Origin of the sequence: Niastella sp. OAS944, assembly GCA_024809215.1 — a bacterium.
GTDB lineage: Bacteria > Bacteroidota > Bacteroidia > Chitinophagales > Chitinophagaceae > Niastella.
Map to the genome: position 1 here is coordinate 597,525 of JANUBW010000001.1, position 20,114 is coordinate 617,638.

Genomic DNA, 20,114 nt, shown 5'->3' on the forward strand with positions numbered 1-20,114 from the left:
TTGAAAGCGACCATCCTGTTTTTTATTACGCTTTTATTTATTGCAGGGGAAACGCCTGCCCAACCTATATACACCGCCCGGTATACAACTATATTTAATGCACCGCCCGCAAACACGCCTACTGCCAAAACACCCGATGCACCGCTCACCGGTAACGGAGATATTGGTTTAACCTTTGGCGGCGGACCCGGCAAATTGCAATTGTATTTTGGAAAAAATGATTTCTGGCGGGCTTATCCCGTTTATCCCGGTGGCGGCATAGCCTTACCCGGCGGGCTCGAGCTTACTATAGATGCATTGAAAGGAGCCGATTATTATGCAGAACAGTTACCCGATAAAGCTGTTATTCATGCGGTATTTAAAAAAGCCGGTCTACAATTAACCGTTGATAGTTGGGTAGCAGCCACAAACAATACAGTGGTCATTGAATTAACGGCAAACAAAGCCTGCACCATACAACCTGCATTATGGGCAGCTACAGGTAATACCGCTATAAACCATGAAGGCGTAACAGGAAATGTTATGTGGGCAACACGCTCTTTTGAAAACACGCCATTGCTCCAATGGCCCTGTCATGTTGCACTGGCTATGCGCGTATTGGGAAACAACAACCCAGATAATAAAACAATAACCCTGGCCCCCGGTAAAAAAACCATCATCGCTGTTACCATTTATACCAATAACGATCGTACAAACTGGAAGGAAGATGCCATTAAAGAAGCGCAATCATTAAACATTGCAGTTATACAAAACATGTATGCAGCGCATGTGCAATGGTGGCGCACATTTTGGGAAAGCTCAACGATACAGATAAATGATCCGTTAATAGAAAAATATTACTACACATCGCAGTACTTACTTGCATGCAGTTCCCGCGGCAATAAATTTGCACCCGGCATTTGGGGGCCTTTTATAACAAAAGATTCATCGGCCTGGGGTGGCGATTACCATCTTAACTATAATTACCAGGCGCCATATTGGGCAGCCTATTCATCAAATCACATTGAGCTCACCAACAATTACGATCAACCGTTGCTCGATTATATGGAGAAAGGTAAAGAACATGCCAGGCAACTGCTGAACGTAAAAGGTATTTATTATCCCGTGGGCATTGGCCCCAAAGGTTTGTGCACCACACGCTGGCCGCTTACACCCGAAGAAATGCAGCTGCGCTACGGCACTACAGAAAACACTATTGACAGCGGTTATAAATTTCTTGGCCAGAAAATAAACGCGGTGTTTGGCGTAGGCAATATGTTAATGCGTTTTTACAGCACCTATGATACTGATTATGCCCAACGCATTTACCCTTACCTGTTAGCATGCGCCGATTTTTGGGAAGATTACCTGAAGCTGGAGAACGGCCGTTATGTTATTTATATGGACCATTATGGCGAGGTAATGCCCAACCTGCGTAATAACGGCCAGTGGCGGCAGCTGTTAGGCGATTTCAATTCCACGCTCTCATTGGGACTGGTAAAAATGTTATTCAAAGGAATTATTGAAGTAAGCACATTCTTAAAAAAGGATATACCCCGCCGGGAAAAATGGCAGGATATTGTAACCCGCCTGAGTGCATTCCCTGTTCGTGAAAGCGGGAACAGGCTGAGCCTGCAGCCCGTGGAGCGAAGCCCCGCTGAATGGTTAAACAAACCAATGGGGTTGGCAAGAGTTTCTATTCACGGGCTTATACTGCCAGGCGGTGTTTGCGGACCGGTAACAGACAGTGTATTCAATAAAATATTGCTTAGCGATGTAGCGCACTGGAAAGACCGCATGCAACACACAGGCGAATGGGGCAATACGTTGAATAATGGAATTGAGACCTGTTTCCCTGCCGCTGTTCGTGTTGGTTATGATGCCAATGATATTTTGCAACAACTTAAAGACCGGATTGCTGTACAAAGTTTGCCCAACGGTTGGATAACACAGGGCGGCGGCGGCATTGAAACATTATCAGCTGTTCCCATGACCATTAATGAAATGCTGCTGCAAAGTTATGAAGGTGTAATACGCATCTTTCCTAACTGGGACCATACAAAAGATGCCAGTTTCAACAAACTGCGTGCTTATGGCGCCTTTGTGATCAGCAGCCATTTGCAAAACGGACGTATTGAGTATGTAAATGTCCACAGCGAAAAAGGCCGTACCTGCGTTATGGAAAACCCATGGCCCGGTAAAACAGTACACCTGATGCGCAATGGCAAGAAGGCAGGCACAATTTCCGGCAACAGGTTTTCATTTAATACAGTTGAAAATGAATTGATAGTATTAACAACAGCTTATTAACACGCACTGTTCTGAAGCCATTTATCATTGCAGCAATTAGGGCAGTTCTCTACATTCATACCGGTTGTTAACTGAACGGTATGGCCGCAATACATGCAACTATAATCACAGGCTGCTTCTGCCACCTGTCCGGCAGTAAATATGGCGGATGGTGGAATTTCATTTTCCGGCATAATGGATAGCCCTTTACGAACTTTTTTAGGCGAATGAAACCAAACCGTTATTTGGCCTGAAGTTTCGAAAAACGCTTTATTGATTTCTCCCAGTTGCTGAACATCTTTTCCCCTAAGAACACGAAAAAGATCTTCATGCGACAAATTCTCTTTCTTCAAAGCGTCCATTATAACTATTCCATTGTCAACAATAAGGTTCGGCTCACCTTCCATAATTTTCTCCAATGGTTTATGACGATTGATGACCCTTTCAAGACTTATTTGTAATAAGGCCACTGTAGTAATAGCTATAACCCCATAAACAATAGGCATTTCTGAACCGATCATGGGGTCACCTACCGCAGACCCAAAACAAATAATGATTGCGAGCTCAAGGGTAGATAATTGGCCCATACCTCGTTTTCCAAGCACCCGTAACAGGAATATTGTATACGCATACATTATGACCGTACGAAAAACAATTTCCAGCAAGAATAAATGCGGCCCATCCCCTATAAATATCCGTTTAAGATCAAAAACATGGAAAGTAGAATCCATTACTGCTTTTTCACAACAGGGCAAAAACTTTACCAGCCGCCTGGCAAGCAAATTGAAACTGTAGTTTAACCAACAGTACTTCCTATGTCGGAAAGTAATAAATCGGTAGAAACCGTTCGCCACAATCTGCAGCTGAACGAAAATATCAAACAGCACAAAAAAGGATGGAGCATTCAGAAAATTGGCTGGGCAATTCTTTATATAGGGCTGGTGCTGGCGCTTTTGGGACTCTTTGGTACAGGTCCATTAAGTCGTAAAACCATATCTCAAAATGGGCATAGTGTAAAATATGAACGTTTCCTCCGATATGAGGGGGAAGCTGAGATGACATTTAATATTGATGCGGCAAAAGACACCATCAGGCTGGAAATACCACAGGAGTACCTGGAATATATTGATGTAAAATCCATAACTCCATTGCCATCAGGTAACACTACCATCAATGGCATAACTACGTATTTTTTTAATGCTTTGGGAACAGCCAGCATTCATTGTAACCTTATGGCCAAAAAGCCTGGCAGCGTAACCTCTATTTTAAAAGTGAATGAAACCCCTTTCAAAATCGATCACCAAATATATCCATAATGAACCCGGTTATAAGAGGCATAGTAATATACCTGTTCCTGATGCTTGTATTCAGGCTAAGTGGAAAGCGGACCCTGGCTCAAACCACTCCGTTTGAGTTCATTCTGCTTCTTATTATCAGCGAGGTTACCCAACAGGCGCTGGTAGGAGAAGATTATTCGCTTACCACCTCTATCATTCTTATTACAACACTGGTAGGTATTGACCTGCTTTTCTCCCTGATAAAGCAAAGATGGAAAGGATTTGAGCAGGTAACAGAAGGGTCGCCGCTCATAGTAGCAGCCAATGGAAAACTGTTGCCGCAACGGGCCCTTAAATCGCGGGTAAGTGAGGAAGACATACTCGAAGCAGCCCGTAACCTGCATGGCCTTGAACGTATGGAACAAATAAAATATGCGGTACTGGAACTGGATGGCACTATTTCCATTATTCCGAAGGAAGAGGCTGCAGCCTGAATGATACGTAAATTATGAGGAAAAATTTCATCATTGTATTGCTGGTACTTTGTGGGTGTGCGTTTCACTCATATGGTCAGGAAAAGGAAATGAATAGCGACCGGCCCGACCAAACCGAAGAAACACATGTGGTTAACAAAGGGCAGTTACAATTAGAAACGGGTATATTATATAATAATTTCGATACCGGGCGCAGCGCATGGATCAATAGGACCCTGATCCGTTACGGTATATCAAAGATACTGGAGGTGGGCCTTCTTTTGGAACAGGGCCGCGAGCGGGACAGGTATATTGAAGAAACGGTACAAAGCACCTATCCGCTGGCAGTTCGTATAAAGGCAGCTTTGCTGCAGCACCATTCATGGCTACCCGATATTACCCTTATTGCTTACCTGCAGCTCCCTTACACAAGTTTTAATACCAAAGGAGGATGGCGAAGATCGCCTTCTGTTGTTGCTGCTTTTTTACATAAGGCAGGGTCCAAATGGAAAATAGAATATAATACCGGGTTTCAACAGGAAGCTTTTAGCTCAGCTATTAACTGGCTGGTCAACGGCTCCATTCATTATAAAGCAACCGAAAAAGCGGAGTTGTTTGCAGGTTACTTTTCTCAATTCCAATCACACAAAGATCCGTTTCATAATATAGACATTGGGGTGAGCTACAAAATAAAAGATAACATTCAAATTGATCTCGCCGCGGGTTCTTCCATTCTGTATGAAGAACCAAACAAGTTTGTAACCCTCGGTTTTTCAATAGCCATTCGCTAATATTACAAAGTGTCTGTTATACTGAAAAAAAGTCCTGCAAAATTTTCATTTTTATTCATACAACACCCAATGGCATACTACTTGATCTGCCAGATTTCATTAAAGGCTTTATATGGCCCAATAAAATGACTTTGTTTTTAACCAATTCAAAATCACAAATTATGGCAGAAAATGTAAAAGCCACTCCGTTACACGACCGGGTAATTGTGAAACCCGAACCCGCCACTGAAAAAACTGCAGGTGGTATTATTATTCCCGACACAGCAAAAGAAAAACCCCAACGCGGCCTTGTAGTGGCTGTGGGGCCCGGCAAAAAAGACGAGCCTGTTACGGTAAAGAAAGGCGACCAGGTGCTTTACGGGAAGTATTCAGGCACAGAATTTCAGTATGACGGGCAACAACTGCTTATCATGCGGGAATCTGACATCCTCGCTATTATTTAATTATTCAAAACAATTAATCATTTTTTATTACAACCGCTAAAAAATCAAATGAGCTATGTCAAAGCAATTGTTTTTTGATGTAACAGCCAGGAACCAGATGAAGAAAGGCGTTGATATTTTAGCCAACGCTGTAAAAGTAACACTTGGTCCAAAGGGCCGTAATGTAGTAATAGAAAAGAAATTCGGCGCACCGGCTGTGACCAAGGACGGTGTTAGCGTAGCTAAGGAAATTGAATTGGAAGACCCTATGGAAAACATGGGCGCCCAAATGGTAAAAGAAGTTGCTTCCAAAACAGCCGACCTTGCCGGAGATGGTACCACTACTGCTACCGTGCTGGCACAGGCTATAATACATGAAGGCCTGAAGAATGTGGCTGCAGGCGCCAACCCTATGGACCTTAAACGAGGAATAGAGAAAGGTGTAGAGGCCATTGTAAACAGTTTGCGCGAACAATCGCAAACCATAGGCACCAACGAGAACAAGATCCGCCAGGTAGCTACTATTTCAGCCAATAATGATGAAGCCATTGGAGAGCTTATAGCAAAAGCTTTTGGCAAGGTGGGCCGCGAAGGTGTGATCACTGTTGAAGAAGCTAAAGGCACCGACACCAGTGTTGAGGTGGTAGAAGGTATGCAGTTCGACAGAGGTTATATTTCGCCGTACTTTGTTACAAATACCGAAAAAATGCAGGCTGAGTTACAACAGCCATATATCCTCATATACGATAAGAAAATTTCTGCCATGAAGGATATACTCGGACTGCTTGAAAAAACTGCCAAAACAGGCCGTCCGCTGTTGATCATTGCAGAAGACCTCGATGGTGAAGCACTGGCCACACTGGTAGTAAATAAACTACGCGGCACACTGAAAGTGGCAGCGGTAAAAGCGCCGGCTTTTGGCGATCGCCGTAAAGAAATTTTGCAAGACATTGCAGTACTCACCAAAGGCACTGTCATTAGCGAAGAACAGGGTTACACACTTGAAAATGCAGAACTGACACACCTGGGTTCAGCAGAAACGGTAACAATAGATAAAGACAACACAACGATAGTTGGCGGCCATGGCGAAAAAGATGCCATCACCGGCCGTATTAACCAGATAAAAGCCCAACTGGCAGCTACTACATCTGACTATGATAAAGAAAAATTGCAGGAAAGATTAGCGCGGCTCGCCGGTGGTGTTGCAGTACTGTATGTAGGCGCAGCAACAGAAGTGGAAATGAAAGAGAAGAAAGACAGGGTTGATGATGCCTTACATGCTACCCGTGCAGCCATAGAAGAAGGTATAGTGCCCGGTGGCGGTGTTGCCTACATCAGGGCCACCCAGGCGCTTGAAACACTGCAGGGCAAAAACGAAGACGAATCAACAGGTATCGCTATTATTAAACGTGCAGTGGAAGAACCGCTACGCCAAATTGTTCACAACTGCGGGCTCGAAGGCAGCGTGGTGGTACAAACCATAAAACAAAACAAGGATGATTACGGTTTCAATGCACGCACCGAACAATATGAGAACCTGTTGGCAGCCGGGGTAATAGACCCTACCAAGGTATCGCGTGTAGCCCTGGAACATGCAGCCTCCGTAGCTGCTATGCTGCTTACTACAGAATGCGTGGTATTCGACAAACCTAAAAAAGAGCCAGCGGCAGCACCTGCGCCAGCCATGGGCGGAATGGATTATTAAGATTAAGCTTTGTTCACAAACACCCCGGTATGCCGGCAGTAAAAGCCGGCGCCGGGGTTTTGTCTTTTGGTCACGCATCTAAAATCAATAAATTACAGGTTATGAAATGGATAACCCGCGAGCGTCCCAAAATTGACCGCATTGCCTGCCCCTGGCTTATAAAGCAGTTTATTGATAAGGATGCCGAATTTATTTATGTTCCCTTTAATGAGGTAATGGCTGAAGCTGAACGGCTTAACGCCATTCCTTTTGACGTACCCAATGTAAAATTTACCCATGAAGGTGAATTTTGCACTTTTGATACCCTCATAAAAGAATATAAAATAAAAGATGAGGCCGTACTGGCCATGGCTCCAATAGTACGTGGTGCAGATACCGACCGCCACGATTTTGCCACCCAGTCATCTGGCTTATGGGCTATTTCGGCAGGACTGGCTTATAACTTTACCAACGACCACGAACTGCTGGAGAAAGGCATGTTAATATATGATGCATTATATAGCTGGGCAAAACATTTGCAAAATATAAAACACACGCAGCAGCCATTCGAGCATTTGCTGGTATCGGTGTTGAACAAATATTTAAAACACAAACCCGGATCAAAGAAAAAAGTGCCTGCCTGGGCACAGGAACTAAAAGAGATCATTCAGGACCATATTGATACGAATTTGAGTTTGAAAGAATTATCTAAAGGGCTCGATGTTACCCCTTCCCACCTGTCGCGCGAGTTTTCGAAGTATTTTGAAAATATGTCTTTTGGGGAGTACATTCAAAAGCAACGGATGGACAAAGCCATTGAACTAATGGCCAATAGAACTTATTCGCTTACAGAAATTGCTTACCTCACCGGCTTTTCGGACCAAAGCCATTTTAACCGTATATTTAAAAAACACACCGGGCAAACCCCCTCTGAATACCGAAAAAATTTGCAAAAAAAGTAACTTTTGTACAAGGAGTGCATTTATATACAATTTATAAAAATCGGCGTTCGGTAATATTGCCGGAAACTGACTGCACTTTATGACAAAAACGGCTTTAAAGACATGTTTCGTCACTCTACTGTTTTTATCGGCTTTTTATAACAGCATGGCTCAGCAACCTACAGAAACTTATCCTAAGATAGCAGGGTATGTAGGTATCCTTCATCCCATTGTTACTTTTAGCAAGAATGAAACAGTAACCAATTTTAAAGATTATTACATAGTGGGAATGCCTACCGGTATTAACATCTGGAAAAGTAAAAAAATAGGCTTTTCAGCAGAGTTTGTTCCTTTAATAAAAGCAGATTCAACCGGCAGTAAAATGAATAACTTTCTGTTTCATCCCGGTGTGCTGGTAGCATTAGGCCATGGGTGGACGTTTGCCGGCCGCGCAGCATTTGAAACCGGCGGTCGCTACGGCTTTACCCCTGTAATAAATAAGATCGTAAAGAAAAATAAGAACAGCGGCTATTTTGTTGCTGTACCGCTTCCCTTCCGTTTTGGCAATAATCATGATGCCACGTTTACAATAGGTTTTCAGTTTGGAATTGCATTTTGATAGTGTGCTTATAGAAATTTATACAATGGAAACACCCACCTACACTTTGCGGCAACTGACTATGTACTTTCTGAAGCTGGGCACCATTGGCTTCGGTGGTCCCGTAGCGTTGGTAGGCTATATGCACCGCGACCTGGTAGAACAACGTAAGTGGATAACGGAAGAAGATTACAGGGAAGGACTGGCGCTTGCACAACTGGCGCCAGGTCCGTTGGCAGCTCAACTCTCCATATACCTGGGTTATGTGCATTACAGAATTATAGGCGCCACCCTTGCGGGTTTGGCATTTGTACTGCCTTCTTTCGTAATGGTGTTAGCCCTTGGTTATGCCTATGTAAAAGCAGGCGGCCTTCCCTGGATGCAGGCTGTTTTTTACGGCATTGGCGCGGCTGTGATCGGTATCATTGCCATCAGCAGTTATAAGCTGTCTAAAAAAAGCCTTGGTAAAGAATGGTTATTATGGGCCATTGCTGTGTTGCTGGCCATTACAACCTTTATTACAGAAACGGAAAATCTCTGGCTCATTCTTTTGGCTGGTGTACTGGTATGGTTTCAGAGGTCCCCATTTAAAATACGCAGATCGGTAAACTCTATTTTCCTGATGCCCGTATTATTACAGATTGGCGCTGTTTGGGCAAACGAAAAGCTTACTCAAATTGGCTGGTTCTTTTTCAAGGCCGGCGCCTTTGTTTTTGGCAGTGGCCTGGCCATTGTTCCGTTTTTATATGGCGGCGTTGTAAAAGAATACCAATGGTTAAGTGAACAGCAGTTCCTCGATGCTGTTGCTGTGGCCATGATCACCCCGGGGCCGGTGGTCATTACAGTTGGTTTTATAGGTTACCTGGTAGCAGGTTTTCCCGGCGCCTGTGTTGCCGCTTTAGCCACGTTCCTCCCCTGTTATTTATTTACGGTAATACCAGCACCTTATTTTAAAAAGTATGGCAAACACCCGGGCATAAAAGCGTTTGTTGATGGGGTTACAGCAGCCGCTGTTGGCGCCATCGCCGGCGCGGTACTGGTGTTGGCAAAAAGGCAATTGACCGATGTTATCTCCTGTGCTATCGCCGTAGTAACGATCCTTGTTTTATTAAAATTTAAAAAGATACCCGAACCGGTCATTATCGTTGTTGCAGCACTGCTTGGGTTACTGATAAAAAGCCTGTAAAAGCAATTGTTAACAGCAGAATTTCCACAACATTTATTTATAGCTTAGCAAACGAATGAATGATCACTCACAACCGAAATACTACCAATGAAACACAACGCATTTTTAGCTGCTGGTATGGTATGCCTTATTGCCTGCAATAATCCAACTGCAAGTGAAAACGTTATTATCAAAGGCGAATCAAAGATCGATACCATTTCCTGCCAGCCCGGAACCAGTAAACTGGATATTGCAAAGATTGAACAGATCACCGGCATGAAAGGTGTTGCAAAAAACGGTGAATACAAGATAACGGTGCCGCAAAACGATCTTAAGATAGTTGTTGACGGGTTTAAAATAATACCTCCCATGGGATTAGGAAGCTGGGCCGCATTTACCCCCTGTGGCGATACCGCTATGGTAATGGGCGATATAATCGTAACAGAAAACGATCTTAAACCTGTACAACAGGAAGTGATAAAACAAGGGTTGATGGTGAGCGCCATTCATAACCACTTTGTACGCAACCATCCCAATGTAATGTATATGCATATTGATGGTAAGGGCACTGTAGATAAACTGGCCGCTAATGTAAAAGCCATTTTTGAAAAGGTAAAAGCGAGCCGTGGCAAGGACCCCAAAGAAGGCAAAGCCGACAGCGTTGCCAATACGATCAATATTGCCAGCCTCGATTCTATCATCGGCGCCAAAGGTGAAATGGCAAAAGGAGTATACAAGTATACGATTGGCCGGCCCGATATTAAATTGCAGGAACATGGCATACCCGTAAGTACGTTCTTAGGTTTTAATACCTGGGCAGCCTGGCAGGGTACTCCACAAAAAGCGGCTGTATGCGGCGACTTTACTATGCTTGATAATGAAGTAGAACCGGTAATAAAGGCATTGGTTGAAAATGGCATTGAAGTAGTAGCTGTTCATAACCACATGGTGTATGAAAAGCCAAGGACCTTCTTTTTACATTATTGGGGCGTAGGCCCTGTAGAACAGCTGGCAAAGGGCTTACGGGCGGCGTTAGATAAAACCGGGAATGGGCAGGGAAAAATGTAAATTTGTGGCCATTCATGAGCATACACGGCATTTTTCCAATAGACAAATGGGACTTTAAAAGTGAATCCATATTAAAGGATTTACCATCAGAAGATTTTGCATTACTGACCGCACATAAAACGGAGCAGTTGTATTCAAAAGGTGAGATCGTTTTCAGGGAAGCAGCCTACCCCGCAGGTATTTTTTATATTGTTGAAGGAAAAGTAAAAAAATATAAAGTAGACAATGAAGGAAGGGAACATATCATTTATGTGGCCAACCCGGGAGAATTAATTGGCTACCATGCTATTCTTGCCGAAGACCGCTATCCCGATTCAGCCTCTGCATTGGAAAAAAGCAGAATTGCCTTTATTCCCAAAGAAGATTTTCTTAATACCCTGCAACAGTCCGCAGTATTGAGTAAGCGCTTACTAAAAACCTTAAGCCATGAATTTGCTGTTTTAACCAATGGCATTTCAGTAATTGCCCAAAAACCGGCAAGGGAAAGGCTGGCTTTACAATTGATCGTATTGAGAGAAAAATACAAAGTCAATTTTCAACCAGGCATGCCGGTAGAAATAAATATCAGCCGCGATGACCTGGCAAGTATTGCTGGTACTGCACGGGAAAACGCCGTTCGGATTCTTACCGAATTTAAAGAGGCCGGTATAGTAGAAACAAAAGGCCGCAAGATCATAGTGCTTGATGTTAACCAGCTTATTCATATTGCCAATTATAAGTAACCTCCGCTAAACATAAGCTCCTGAAAATTGATAAAAGTCACTTTTTGAAGTGATAAGGTTCACCGCTAACTGAAGGTCAACAGGGTAATTTTGCATTATGAACACGGCCCTAACTTACCCAAAAACAATAGATCATTGGTTTAGTACAGATGAACAATTAAACAAATTATATCCCAAATCTATTCAGGCCCTGGCTCCCAGACATTGGACACCTTTACCAATTACCCAAATGGTAGCACCGTTTCTTGTAACACACCCCGGGGTTAAGGTGCTGGACATTGGCAGTGGCGTAGGGAAATTTTGTGTGGCCGGTGCGTATTATAAACCGTATGCTACATTTTATGGCGTTGAACAACGTAAAGATCTTATAGGTCATGCGCAGAAAGCCACCAAAACCCTGGGATTGCAAAATGTTCATTTCATCCATTCCAATATTACTGACCTGGATTTTAGCCAATACGACCATTTTTATTTCTTTAATTCCTTTTATGAAAATCTGATGGTCAATGATAAGATCGATGAAAACATAACCCATTCAACCTTTTTATTTAACTATTATCACAAGCAGTTATATAAAAAACTCAATAGCATGCCCGCAGGAACAAGGGTTGCAACTTTTCATTGCCTGAATAATAAAATGCCTCCCGATTATCATGTAGTAGATTCGAAAGTTGATACATTATTAAAATTCTGGATAAAAGTATTGTAACCAATGAAAGACTGGTTTATTACTGACGAACAATTACATCAGCTCTATCCTGAACCAATAAGAGCGAAGGCCCGTATACATTGGTCTCCGTTATACATTGCCCAAAAAGTTGTTTCTTTTCTCGCACCCAACGATACAGTGAAAATACTCGATATCGGCAGCGGGGTAGGAAAATTCTGCTTAGCCGGCGCCTCTTATAAACCGTCAGTCTCCTTTTTTGGAGTTGAGCAACGAAGAAATCTGATAGAATATGCAGAAGCGGCGCGAAAAAAACTCGGTTTTAAAAACGTGCACTTTATTCACCGGAACTTTACCCAGCTAAACCTGCATGAATACGACCATTTTTATTTTTACAATTCTTTCTTTGAAAACCTCGACGGCACCGATAAAATAGACAACGAGATTGTGTATTCAAACGAATTGTATAACTATTACAGCATTTACCTATACAATCAACTGGAAAAAATGCCCATTGGCACCAGGGTGGCCACCTATTGCAGTTGGGGCGATGAAATACCTCCCAGTTACCATTTGGCTGAGGTGCACTATGATAATTTAATAAAGTTTTGGATAAAGTTGTAAGCCTGATTGGCTCGTTTTTAATCCCTACCCTTGAAAGTCGTCGGCGCAAATTCGGCGACTTTTTTTATTGCAAACATATTGATAAAAGCATGTGGACATTGCTCCACATATAATGCCTATAATAAAAAATGGGGCTAGATGGAAATAAAGCCCCGTTTAATCCAATATCCTATGAAAAACCATAAGGATAATTGCAATTTATATACCACGTAATTTTCGTGTTATTGCCCAAACAGTATAATGCTAAATCCCCAATTACATAATGATCTAATGGAATATGATTTGCATTTTCCGTAGGCATATGTCATTGGCGAAAAAACATATTTGCTTAGCCGAAGATGACCCGGACGACTATTATATTTTCGCAAGGACCCTTGAAGAATTTGATAAGTCAATAAAGCTAACCTGGTTTACAACCTGCGCAGAATTATTGGAGTACCTGAAAACCGGCGATGAAGACGAACTGCCAGACATTATTGTATTGGATATGAATATGCCTAAAATAGATGGACAAACCTGTTTACTTACTATAAAGAGCGAAGCAAACCTACATCATATTCCAGTGGCCATATTGTCAACAGGCACCAGTCCGGCAGCTATTAAAACCGCATATGACGGCGGCGCATTCAGATACTTTGTGAAACCTTTTTCAATGGAGGAATTTCGAAAAATTGTGGAGGAAATAATAAATTTTAAAAATGCTACAGATTGAGCTATTTTATCTGCCTGCAACTTTTCATAAGTTCGAAAATATGTTCAATAGGTGGATTTAGAAGATAGTTATCCGATATGAAATTTTCTCCGGCTTTTTTTGCGCTCACAAGTACCAGGTTATCCCAATCAACAGTTCTCACATAAATTTTTTCAACCCCATCTTTGGTTTCAAACATCATTACCGGTTTCATTATTACTTCTGTTGCATCTATACATACAGTTGATTCTGGTACAACAATTATCTGAGCTAAACTATTTACGAGTACGATCGCAGTTCCAAAAGGGTCATATACTGTTTTGGTCATAGTGGTCTTGAAATAAAGTATTGCATGTGATTACAATAAAACGCCGCTTATTGCGACGTTTTTATCAGGCATTAATCAATGCAATAAGTTATTGATAGATGGCATTGACCGCTAATTATAACCAAGGCGAAACAGGCCAATCTTCAATTTGAACATTATAGCCTATAACAATATTATCTAACTATTTTTTTGAGAAAATGCTTTGAGGAAAGTCATCATCCTTTAGGTTGATGAAAGAGGTTTCTACATAGAATATTGAATTAAAAACGGGGCCTTATTACAATTTAATTTAATGTACAAAAATGAAGCCAATTACAAAACAAATAATACTTATATGTAAGTAAGTGCAACCCCTTACATTAAGACGATTTTTCCTTAAAAACAAGGAACCCCGGCCACAAGGGACCAGAGTTCCACTGATAAAACACTTCCCCTCCAAAACATAATTCGGAGTCATTGCTGCCACTATCTATGATGTATAGGGTCATTTTAGAACAAACGTTCCTATGGGTAATTAGTCAGAATATGTTGTAGTCCGTAACTGGTACAAGGAGATTGGAAAGTTAAACATCAAAGCAATTTATCTACTTTAAATATATGCAATTTTTAAACCATATCAAATGGGGAGGATGGATTCAATCAAAACAATTACTTTTTGAGCCCGGCAATAATTATCAATGGTGGCCTGGGTCTGCCCTTAATTATTTTGTAGTTGAACATATTGGCACGTTTACCATCAATTTCCTTTTGCATAGCACCGGGAATATTCGATACATTATCGTAATAAACCAGCTGCACCGATATTTTTTGATCTGCCTTCTGACTGGCATCATTCAACTTGTACCTGATCTGCACCTTTTTAGCGTCACCGTTTTTCGGATTTTTACCGAACAGTCCATCTTCTACAGATCTTTTTAAATTGATGATGCCACTTTTAGTACGTACCCTTAGCTTTTGGTCGTTGGCCCGCTGGCCAAGAGAATCATCATCGAATGAACATTTATTATTGCCGTTTCCGTTGTTATCGGGATAATCGGAATCGTCGCTGGCATCACAGCCGGAAGCCCCAAAGGGATCGGCATTGAATATTGGCTTTGCCAGGGTATCGCCCTGTTCGAGAACATAGATGGCATCTAAATACGTTAAACCACCCACAATTAGCTGGCTAACGCAGGTATCGGTGGCGCCCTTTTTAATAAATGCGATATTATACCGAACGCCGGTTTCACTTTGAGAAAGATTAATAGCGCCGGTGTTCCGGTTTATTTTAAGCCCCTCGGGCCAGGAGAAATAAGTTCCGTCAACCCCTGCGTTGTTTGTAGGAACTACAAAGAAATCACCGTTGTTTTTGGGTTTTAAATAAACAATACTGTCGCCGTAATTGGGCGCACTGGGACAGGATGAGGAATTTACAGATAAATTTGTGTCGAAAGTAGAATCTGTTAGTGGCGATTTTGTTGAATCAGTTGGGTTTGAGGAATCAATTACGTTGTTATTATCGTCTGGGTGTACCTTCTTACTACAGGCTATGTATATTACTAAAGAGTAAATCGCCAGCGAAATATAAGCGCAGGTATTGATTTTCATGTAAGCTTCGGTTTAACACGGGGAACTCTTGCTGTGGCCAGGTATGCAATTCATATTCCATCACCAAGATGTCTGATGAAGCCAATTTATAAATTAAAATTGGAAAAAGAATATCCTCATTTTATCTCGACAAGTATGTCATTTAATTTCAATACAAACATATTGTAACTTAGCAATCATGAATACCTCTAAACAACATTGGGAAAATGTTTATAATACAAAAGTCCCCGAAGAAGTAAGCTGGTTTCAAATTTATCCGAAAACGTCAATAGCGTTTGTAGAACAATGTAACTTATCCCCCGATGCACATATTATTGACATTGGGGGCGGTGATAGTCACTTTGCAGATGCTCTTCTTGACAAAGGCTTCAGGAACATTTATGTTTTAGACATTTCTTCCAATGCAATAGAGAAAGCAAAGCAAAGATTGGGTACCAGAGCATCAAAAGTTAACTGGATCGTTTCAGACATTACTGAATTTGCACCACAGGTACAATTTGATTTGTGGCACGACAGGGCTGCTTTTCATTTCTTAACAACCGAAGATAGCATTTACAAATATGTTTCCATTGCTGAAGGTGCAATAAAGAAAGGTGGCCATCTTATACTGGGTACGTTTTCTGAAAACGGACCAAAAAAATGTAGTGGCTTAGAAATAAAGCAATATTCAGCGGCATCGATGTCGGCCATATTTGAAGTTTCTTTTGACCGGGTTAAATGCATAACCGAAGACCATGCAACCCCCTTCAACACAATTCAAAATTTCCTTTTCTGCAGTTTTAATAAAAAATAAGGGTAGCCCCGCAGCCAAAATAGGGTTCAAAGATGTTAAAATAATTGAATTTTTGGAACATGGCTTATTATACTTTTACAGGTTTTTAGCAAACAATTTTGTCATATGTCTGATCACAATTATTCAAGAAGGAAATTTTTAACCCAGGCGCTATTAGCAACCGCTGCGGCTGCTACGCCCGGGTTTTTATTAGCAAACGGTAAACAAAAGGCCGGTGAAAAAGTAAATCTTGCCTGTATAGGTATTGGCAATCGGGGTGCAGAAATTATTAAGGCCCTCTATAATACGGGTTTGGCCAATATTGTGGCGCTCTGTGACGTAGATATGGAAGCTCCGCACACGCAGGATATATTAAAACAGTTTCCCAACGTACCGCGCTTTAAAGACTTTAGACAAATGTTTGATAAGATGGGTAACCAGATTGAAGCTGTTTCAATTGGCACGCCCGACTTTTCGCACTTTCCCATTACCATGATGGCTATAAGTTTGGGCAAACATGTATATGTAGAAAAACCCATGGCCCGTACATTTAATGAAGTGGAGCTGATGATGAAGGCTGCAGCCAAAAATCCCAAAGTGGTTACTCAAATGGGCAACCAGGGACACTCAGACGCCAACTATTTCCAGTTCAAAGCCTGGAAGGAAGCAGGTATCATTAAAGATGTAACGGCCATTACTGCACACATGAACTCGCCACGCCGCTGGCATGGCTGGAATACAAATATCACTTCATTTCCGGCAGCAGAAAACATTCCTTCAACACTCGATTGGGATGTATGGCAAATGCAAACACAAGGCCATACATACAACAAAGATTTTGTGAACGGACAATGGCGCTGCTGGTTTGATTTTGGAATGGGTGCGTTGGGCGATTGGGGTGCGCATATTCTTGATACAGCACATGAGTTTTTGGACCTTGGCCTACCCTACGAAGTTGATCCGGTGAAATTAGATGGGCATAACAATTTCTTCTACCCCACCTCAACCACACTATCTTTTAAATTCCCCAAACGTGGCAACATTCCGCCGGTTGAAATAAAATGGTACGATGGTATCGATAACCTGCCGCCAATACCAGAAGGTTATGGTGTACAGGGGTTAGATCCCAATATTCCACCGCCCAGTAACGGCGCTATCAAGCCCGCCAAATTGAACCCTGGCAAGATCATTTACAGCAACGACCTGACCTTTAAAGGTGGTTCGCATGGAAGTATATTATCCATTATTCCCGAAGCAAAGGCAAAGGAAATGCAATCGAAGCTACCGGAGGTGCCTAAAAGCCCATCCAATCACTTTGCAAACTTTTTAAAAGCCTGTAAGGGTGAAGAAAAAACACGCTCACCATTTTCGATTGCAGGCCCGCTAAGCCAGGTATTTTGCTTAGGCGTGTTGGCACAATGGACAGGTGAAAAAATTGTGTTCGATAGAAACAAGAAAGTGATCACCAGCAGTAAGAAAGCCAACGAGCTGTTGATGGGACCACCGCCAAGAAAGGGATGGGAGCAGTACTATAAAGTATAAAATGTACCTACAATAATGCAGAAGCCCCGGCGGTACCGTTGGGGCTTCTGCGTTCTATATCACTGAAGTTGATTTACAATTGCTTTACCTGTATAGCGAATTACCTTGTCATATTTCGCTGGCGCATCTATGCCAAATCCATTTTTGTCGTTTACCAATACAATATTGAAAGTAACCTGATCACCCATTCCCGCATAACTTCCCTTTCGATCTTTGATCGTCAACGTTCGGGCTTTATCGTTCCATACCAGGTCGATGATTGCATATTTTCCTTTTTCATAATTATAATTGTCGCCTTCATCGTTATACAACGTGAAATGGCCATCAGCCCCTTCATAGATCCTTATCTCAAGTGTATCTTTCTTTTTTTCGTTTGTATATTGCTGAAACGGCCCCATGGGAACAATTGAGCCGGCCTTAATATATAAAGGCATAAGATCAACAGGTGTTTCTCTCTCCACTTCCTGACCGCCGGCTAATTTTTCACCTGTCCAGAAATCGAACCAACGGGTTCCCGCAGGCAAATACAGCTTTTGTTTTTTGATGGTATTAACATCAACAATGGTGTTGCCATTCGCCCTGCTGGTATACATAGAATCGGTTACGGGGCAAACCAATACCGATTTCCCAAACATATATTCATTATCGATGTTCCATACTTTTTTATCGGCCGGAAAATCCATCACCAGGGCACGCATCATAGTACCGGCATGTGAAGTAACCTGCCAGGCATTGGAATAATTATAAGGGAGGAACCGGTATCGCAGGTTAATAAATTTTTCTATGGCATCATAGGCCCAGTCGCCTTTGGCGCCAAACTGATAAATCTCCCTGGGCGTATCAGTTCCATGCGAACGCATCATAGGGCAGAATGTTCCAAACTGCAGCCAGCGTACATACAACTCCCTGAAGGCGGGATCGTTTACACCTTTAGGATACTTTCCTCCAGAAAAGAAGCCGCCAATATCGCTGTTCCAGTAAGGTAGTCCGGATAATGATAAATTAAGCCCGCCGGAGATCTGTTTGCGAAAAACGTCCCATGCCGAGCCTACATCGCCCGACCACATCATGGTGCCAAACCGCTGCTGACCGCTAAATGCCGACCTTGCCAAAATAAAAACTCTTTTTTCTGAGGTGGTTTCCCGCTGATGTTTATATACACCGCCGGTATGAATTAACGGGAATGCATTCCGCACTTTTCTATAAGCGCCGAGAAAAGTGTTATGGGCTTCATCGCTTTCTTTATCCTTGAAATGATCTGGTTCGGTTGAATCGAGCCACCAGCCATCGATGCCTATGGAGAAAATATTTTTATTCATGTACTGCCAGTAAATATCGCGGGCGTGCGGATTGAATGCATCATACACCTGTACATTCGTATTGATGGGCCAGGTAACATAATCGCCATATAACATGTTCTGTTGTTTGAACACGTCGTGTATTTTTGTTTTATTACCAAACGAGGGCCATACAGAAATGATAACGTGCGCGTTTTGATCATGCACACTATCCACCATCTTTTTTGGTTCGGGAAAACGGGGATTGCCAAACTCGGTAGAGTTCCAATAGCTTTCATCTTCGCCCCAGTATTGCCAGTCCTGCACAATGCCATCTAAAGGAACATGCAGTTGCCTGTACCTGCGCACTACTTCATTGGTTTCATACTGGCTTTTATACCGCTCGCGGCTTTGCCAGTAACCAAGCGTCCAGCGCGGGAACAGCGGCGCCTGCCCCGTGAGGTGGCGATAACCGGCAATCACTTTATCGGCATTGCCGCCCTGTATAAAATAATAATCTATGCCCTCCCCTACTTCCGATTTAAAAGAAGTTCCAGCAGCATCGTCTTTAAAATGGGTGGTTGAATAATTATCCCACAATACACCATACCCTTTTACTGATTGAAAAAAAGGAACAGCGATCTGCATATTGTTTTGCTTCAGCAATACCTGTTGGCCGCGATGGTCCATAATACCGCTTTGATGCTGACCTAACCCATAAACAGATTCACCGGCTTCCAGTTGAAATGCCTGTACAACTTCATAGCTTTTAGGATCAGCGGAAGGTGAGAAATGAGTTCCGTCTTCTTTTTCCTGTAATAATAAATTTTTGGGCGAAGCATAAAACTGAATAGCTGCTGTTTTGCGGTTGAGCTTTACCTGTAATGCCTGGCTGCTTATTACCCATTCATTTTTTTGATCGGCAATTGTGAGCGCCAACTTTTGTGGCGAAGCAATGACCGAAAGGCTTTTCTGTTTTGTAGTTGTGCCTATAGGCAATTTTATAATACGTACTATTTGTGGCGAATAAAATTGCACCTCCACATCAATTGCCTGTATTCTTGCTTTAATACCATTTGATGTTCGCTGGTAAACTTGTGAGAAGGATGTATGTAGGCTAAACAGTAGCAGGGGCAATAAAATAATTCCTTTATTATTCATTGTGAGTTGTCATTGTTTATATAAAGAAATAAGAAGTAGGAAGTAAGAAGTATGAA

The 20,114-nt window shown here is 42.3% G+C and carries 20 protein-coding genes; 16 read left to right on the top strand and 4 right to left on the bottom strand.

All coding sequences use genetic code 11. From position 1 onward, the window contains the following. The gene (locus GGD38_RS02205) at positions 1-2,289 is read left to right on the top strand and encodes a trehalose hydrolase (protein WP_375299663.1); all 2,289 of its coding nucleotides are present in this window, start codon (positions 1-3) and stop codon (positions 2,287-2,289) included. On the opposite strand, the gene GGD38_RS02210 is transcribed toward GGD38_RS02205, so the two are convergent. Continuing rightward, positions 2,286-2,999 carry a DUF421 domain-containing protein gene (locus tag GGD38_RS02210; protein ID WP_375299662.1) on the bottom strand — a complete coding sequence of 238 codons (714 nt, stop codon included), beginning with the start codon at positions 2,997-2,999 and terminating at the stop codon, positions 2,286-2,288. The two genes, GGD38_RS02205 and GGD38_RS02210, sit on opposite strands and share 4 nt — an antisense overlap. A gap of 84 nt (positions 3,000-3,083) precedes the next feature. Here GGD38_RS02210 and GGD38_RS02215 point away from each other — a divergent pair, with 84 nt between their 5' ends. The 13 genes from GGD38_RS02215 to GGD38_RS02275 all read left to right on the top strand — a co-directional run bounded on the left by GGD38_RS02215 (position 3,084) and on the right by GGD38_RS02275 (position 13,412). Beyond that, on the top strand, positions 3,084-3,584 hold the full coding sequence (locus GGD38_RS02215; RefSeq protein WP_375299661.1) for a hypothetical protein: 501 nt from the start codon (positions 3,084-3,086) through the stop codon (positions 3,582-3,584). Next, positions 3,584-4,039: a DUF421 domain-containing protein gene (locus tag GGD38_RS02220; RefSeq protein ID WP_375299660.1), complete on the top strand. Its 456-nt coding sequence runs from the start codon at positions 3,584-3,586 to the stop codon at positions 4,037-4,039. Before GGD38_RS02215 ends, GGD38_RS02220 begins: the two co-directional genes overlap by 1 nt. A 14-nt stretch (positions 4,040-4,053) precedes the next feature. After that, positions 4,054-4,809: a transporter gene (locus GGD38_RS02225; RefSeq protein WP_375299659.1), complete on the top strand. Its 756-nt coding sequence runs from the start codon at positions 4,054-4,056 to the stop codon at positions 4,807-4,809. A gap of 161 nt (positions 4,810-4,970) precedes the next feature. Then, complete coding sequence (gene groES, locus GGD38_RS02230) at positions 4,971-5,252, top strand: co-chaperone GroES (protein ID WP_375299658.1); 282 nt, start codon at positions 4,971-4,973, stop codon at positions 5,250-5,252. A gap of 55 nt (positions 5,253-5,307) precedes the next feature. Then, positions 5,308-6,936, top strand: a complete 1,629-nt coding sequence (gene groL / locus GGD38_RS02235) for a chaperonin GroEL (RefSeq protein WP_375299657.1) — start codon at positions 5,308-5,310, stop codon at positions 6,934-6,936. A 29-nt stretch (positions 6,937-6,965) separates the two neighbouring features. Next, positions 6,966-7,877: a chromate resistance protein ChrB domain-containing protein gene (locus tag GGD38_RS02240; protein WP_375299656.1), complete on the top strand. Its 912-nt coding sequence runs from the start codon at positions 6,966-6,968 to the stop codon at positions 7,875-7,877. 145 nt (positions 7,878-8,022) lie between these two features. Continuing rightward, positions 8,023-8,475, top strand: a complete 453-nt coding sequence (locus GGD38_RS02245) for a hypothetical protein (RefSeq protein WP_375299655.1) — start codon at positions 8,023-8,025, stop codon at positions 8,473-8,475. 25 nt (positions 8,476-8,500) lie between these two features. Next, the gene (locus tag GGD38_RS02250; RefSeq protein ID WP_375299654.1) at positions 8,501-9,640 is read left to right on the top strand and encodes a chromate transporter; all 1,140 of its coding nucleotides are present in this window, start codon (positions 8,501-8,503) and stop codon (positions 9,638-9,640) included. An 87-nt stretch (positions 9,641-9,727) separates the two neighbouring features. Then, positions 9,728-10,687, top strand: a complete 960-nt coding sequence (locus GGD38_RS02255; protein WP_375299653.1) for a DUF1259 domain-containing protein — start codon at positions 9,728-9,730, stop codon at positions 10,685-10,687. 14 nt (positions 10,688-10,701) lie between these two features. Further along, the gene (locus tag GGD38_RS02260) at positions 10,702-11,409 is read left to right on the top strand and encodes a Crp/Fnr family transcriptional regulator (protein WP_375299652.1); all 708 of its coding nucleotides are present in this window, start codon (positions 10,702-10,704) and stop codon (positions 11,407-11,409) included. Positions 11,410-11,506: 97 nt separating this feature from the next. Beyond that, positions 11,507-12,118, top strand: coding sequence for a methyltransferase domain-containing protein (locus GGD38_RS02265; protein ID WP_375299651.1), 612 nt, complete (start codon positions 11,507-11,509; stop codon positions 12,116-12,118). A 3-nt stretch (positions 12,119-12,121) separates the two neighbouring features. Beyond that, positions 12,122-12,700 carry a methyltransferase domain-containing protein gene (locus tag GGD38_RS02270; RefSeq protein ID WP_375299650.1) on the top strand — a complete coding sequence of 193 codons (579 nt, stop codon included), beginning with the start codon at positions 12,122-12,124 and terminating at the stop codon, positions 12,698-12,700. A gap of 301 nt (positions 12,701-13,001) precedes the next feature. Continuing rightward, positions 13,002-13,412, top strand: a complete 411-nt coding sequence (locus GGD38_RS02275; RefSeq protein WP_375299649.1) for a response regulator — start codon at positions 13,002-13,004, stop codon at positions 13,410-13,412. A 1-nt stretch (position 13,413) separates the two neighbouring features. Here GGD38_RS02275 and GGD38_RS02280 read toward each other — a convergent pair whose 3' ends face one another. After that, positions 13,414-13,719, bottom strand: coding sequence for a hypothetical protein (locus GGD38_RS02280; protein ID WP_375299648.1), 306 nt, complete (start codon positions 13,717-13,719; stop codon positions 13,414-13,416). Positions 13,720-14,367: 648 nt separating this feature from the next. Continuing rightward, positions 14,368-15,306 (bottom strand): hypothetical protein, encoded by a 939-nt coding sequence (locus tag GGD38_RS02285; RefSeq protein ID WP_375299647.1) that lies wholly within the window; start codon positions 15,304-15,306, stop codon positions 14,368-14,370. A 178-nt stretch (positions 15,307-15,484) separates the two neighbouring features. Here GGD38_RS02285 and GGD38_RS02290 point away from each other — a divergent pair, with 178 nt between their 5' ends. Then, positions 15,485-16,099 (top strand): class I SAM-dependent methyltransferase, encoded by a 615-nt coding sequence (locus GGD38_RS02290; protein ID WP_375299646.1) that lies wholly within the window; start codon positions 15,485-15,487, stop codon positions 16,097-16,099. 105 nt (positions 16,100-16,204) lie between these two features. Next, entirely contained in the window at positions 16,205-17,620 is a 1,416-nt protein-coding gene (locus tag GGD38_RS02295; protein WP_375299645.1) for a Gfo/Idh/MocA family oxidoreductase, read from the top strand. 59 nt (positions 17,621-17,679) lie between these two features. Here the strand turns inward: GGD38_RS02295 and GGD38_RS02300 are convergent, their stop codons facing one another. Beyond that, complete coding sequence (locus tag GGD38_RS02300) at positions 17,680-20,058, bottom strand: glycoside hydrolase family 31 protein (protein ID WP_375299644.1); 2,379 nt, start codon at positions 20,056-20,058, stop codon at positions 17,680-17,682. Positions 20,059-20,114 lie beyond the last annotated feature (56 nt).

Excerpts from the sequence above, each read along its gene's own strand:
- GGD38_RS02225 (WP_375299659.1), top strand. The coding sequence starts at position 4,054 with ATGAGGAAAAATTTCATCATTGTATTGCTGGTACTTTGTGGGTGTGCG.
- GGD38_RS02265 (WP_375299651.1), top strand. The coding sequence starts at position 11,507 with ATGAACACGGCCCTAACTTACCCAAAAACAATAGATCATTGGTTTAGT.
- GGD38_RS02210 (WP_375299662.1), bottom strand. The coding sequence starts at position 2,999 with ATGGATTCTACTTTCCATGTTTTTGATCTTAAACGGATATTTATAGGG.
- GGD38_RS02215 (WP_375299661.1), top strand. The coding sequence starts at position 3,084 with ATGTCGGAAAGTAATAAATCGGTAGAAACCGTTCGCCACAATCTGCAG.
- GGD38_RS02275 (WP_375299649.1), top strand. The coding sequence starts at position 13,002 with ATGTCATTGGCGAAAAAACATATTTGCTTAGCCGAAGATGACCCGGAC.
- GGD38_RS02245 (WP_375299655.1), top strand. The coding sequence starts at position 8,023 with ATGGCTCAGCAACCTACAGAAACTTATCCTAAGATAGCAGGGTATGTA.
- GGD38_RS02285 (WP_375299647.1), bottom strand. The coding sequence starts at position 15,306 with ATGAAAATCAATACCTGCGCTTATATTTCGCTGGCGATTTACTCTTTA.
- GGD38_RS02255 (WP_375299653.1), top strand. The coding sequence starts at position 9,728 with ATGAAACACAACGCATTTTTAGCTGCTGGTATGGTATGCCTTATTGCC.
- GGD38_RS02270 (WP_375299650.1), top strand. The coding sequence starts at position 12,122 with ATGAAAGACTGGTTTATTACTGACGAACAATTACATCAGCTCTATCCT.
- groES (WP_375299658.1), top strand. The coding sequence starts at position 4,971 with ATGGCAGAAAATGTAAAAGCCACTCCGTTACACGACCGGGTAATTGTG.
- GGD38_RS02280 (WP_375299648.1), bottom strand. The coding sequence starts at position 13,719 with ATGACCAAAACAGTATATGACCCTTTTGGAACTGCGATCGTACTCGTA.
- GGD38_RS02290 (WP_375299646.1), top strand. The coding sequence starts at position 15,485 with ATGAATACCTCTAAACAACATTGGGAAAATGTTTATAATACAAAAGTC.
- GGD38_RS02260 (WP_375299652.1), top strand. The coding sequence starts at position 10,702 with ATGAGCATACACGGCATTTTTCCAATAGACAAATGGGACTTTAAAAGT.
- GGD38_RS02240 (WP_375299656.1), top strand. The coding sequence starts at position 6,966 with ATGCCGGCAGTAAAAGCCGGCGCCGGGGTTTTGTCTTTTGGTCACGCA.
- GGD38_RS02295 (WP_375299645.1), top strand. The coding sequence starts at position 16,205 with ATGTCTGATCACAATTATTCAAGAAGGAAATTTTTAACCCAGGCGCTA.
- GGD38_RS02220 (WP_375299660.1), top strand. The coding sequence starts at position 3,584 with ATGAACCCGGTTATAAGAGGCATAGTAATATACCTGTTCCTGATGCTT.
- GGD38_RS02250 (WP_375299654.1), top strand. The coding sequence starts at position 8,501 with ATGGAAACACCCACCTACACTTTGCGGCAACTGACTATGTACTTTCTG.
- GGD38_RS02300 (WP_375299644.1), bottom strand. The coding sequence starts at position 20,058 with ATGAATAATAAAGGAATTATTTTATTGCCCCTGCTACTGTTTAGCCTA.
- groL (WP_375299657.1), top strand. The coding sequence starts at position 5,308 with ATGTCAAAGCAATTGTTTTTTGATGTAACAGCCAGGAACCAGATGAAG.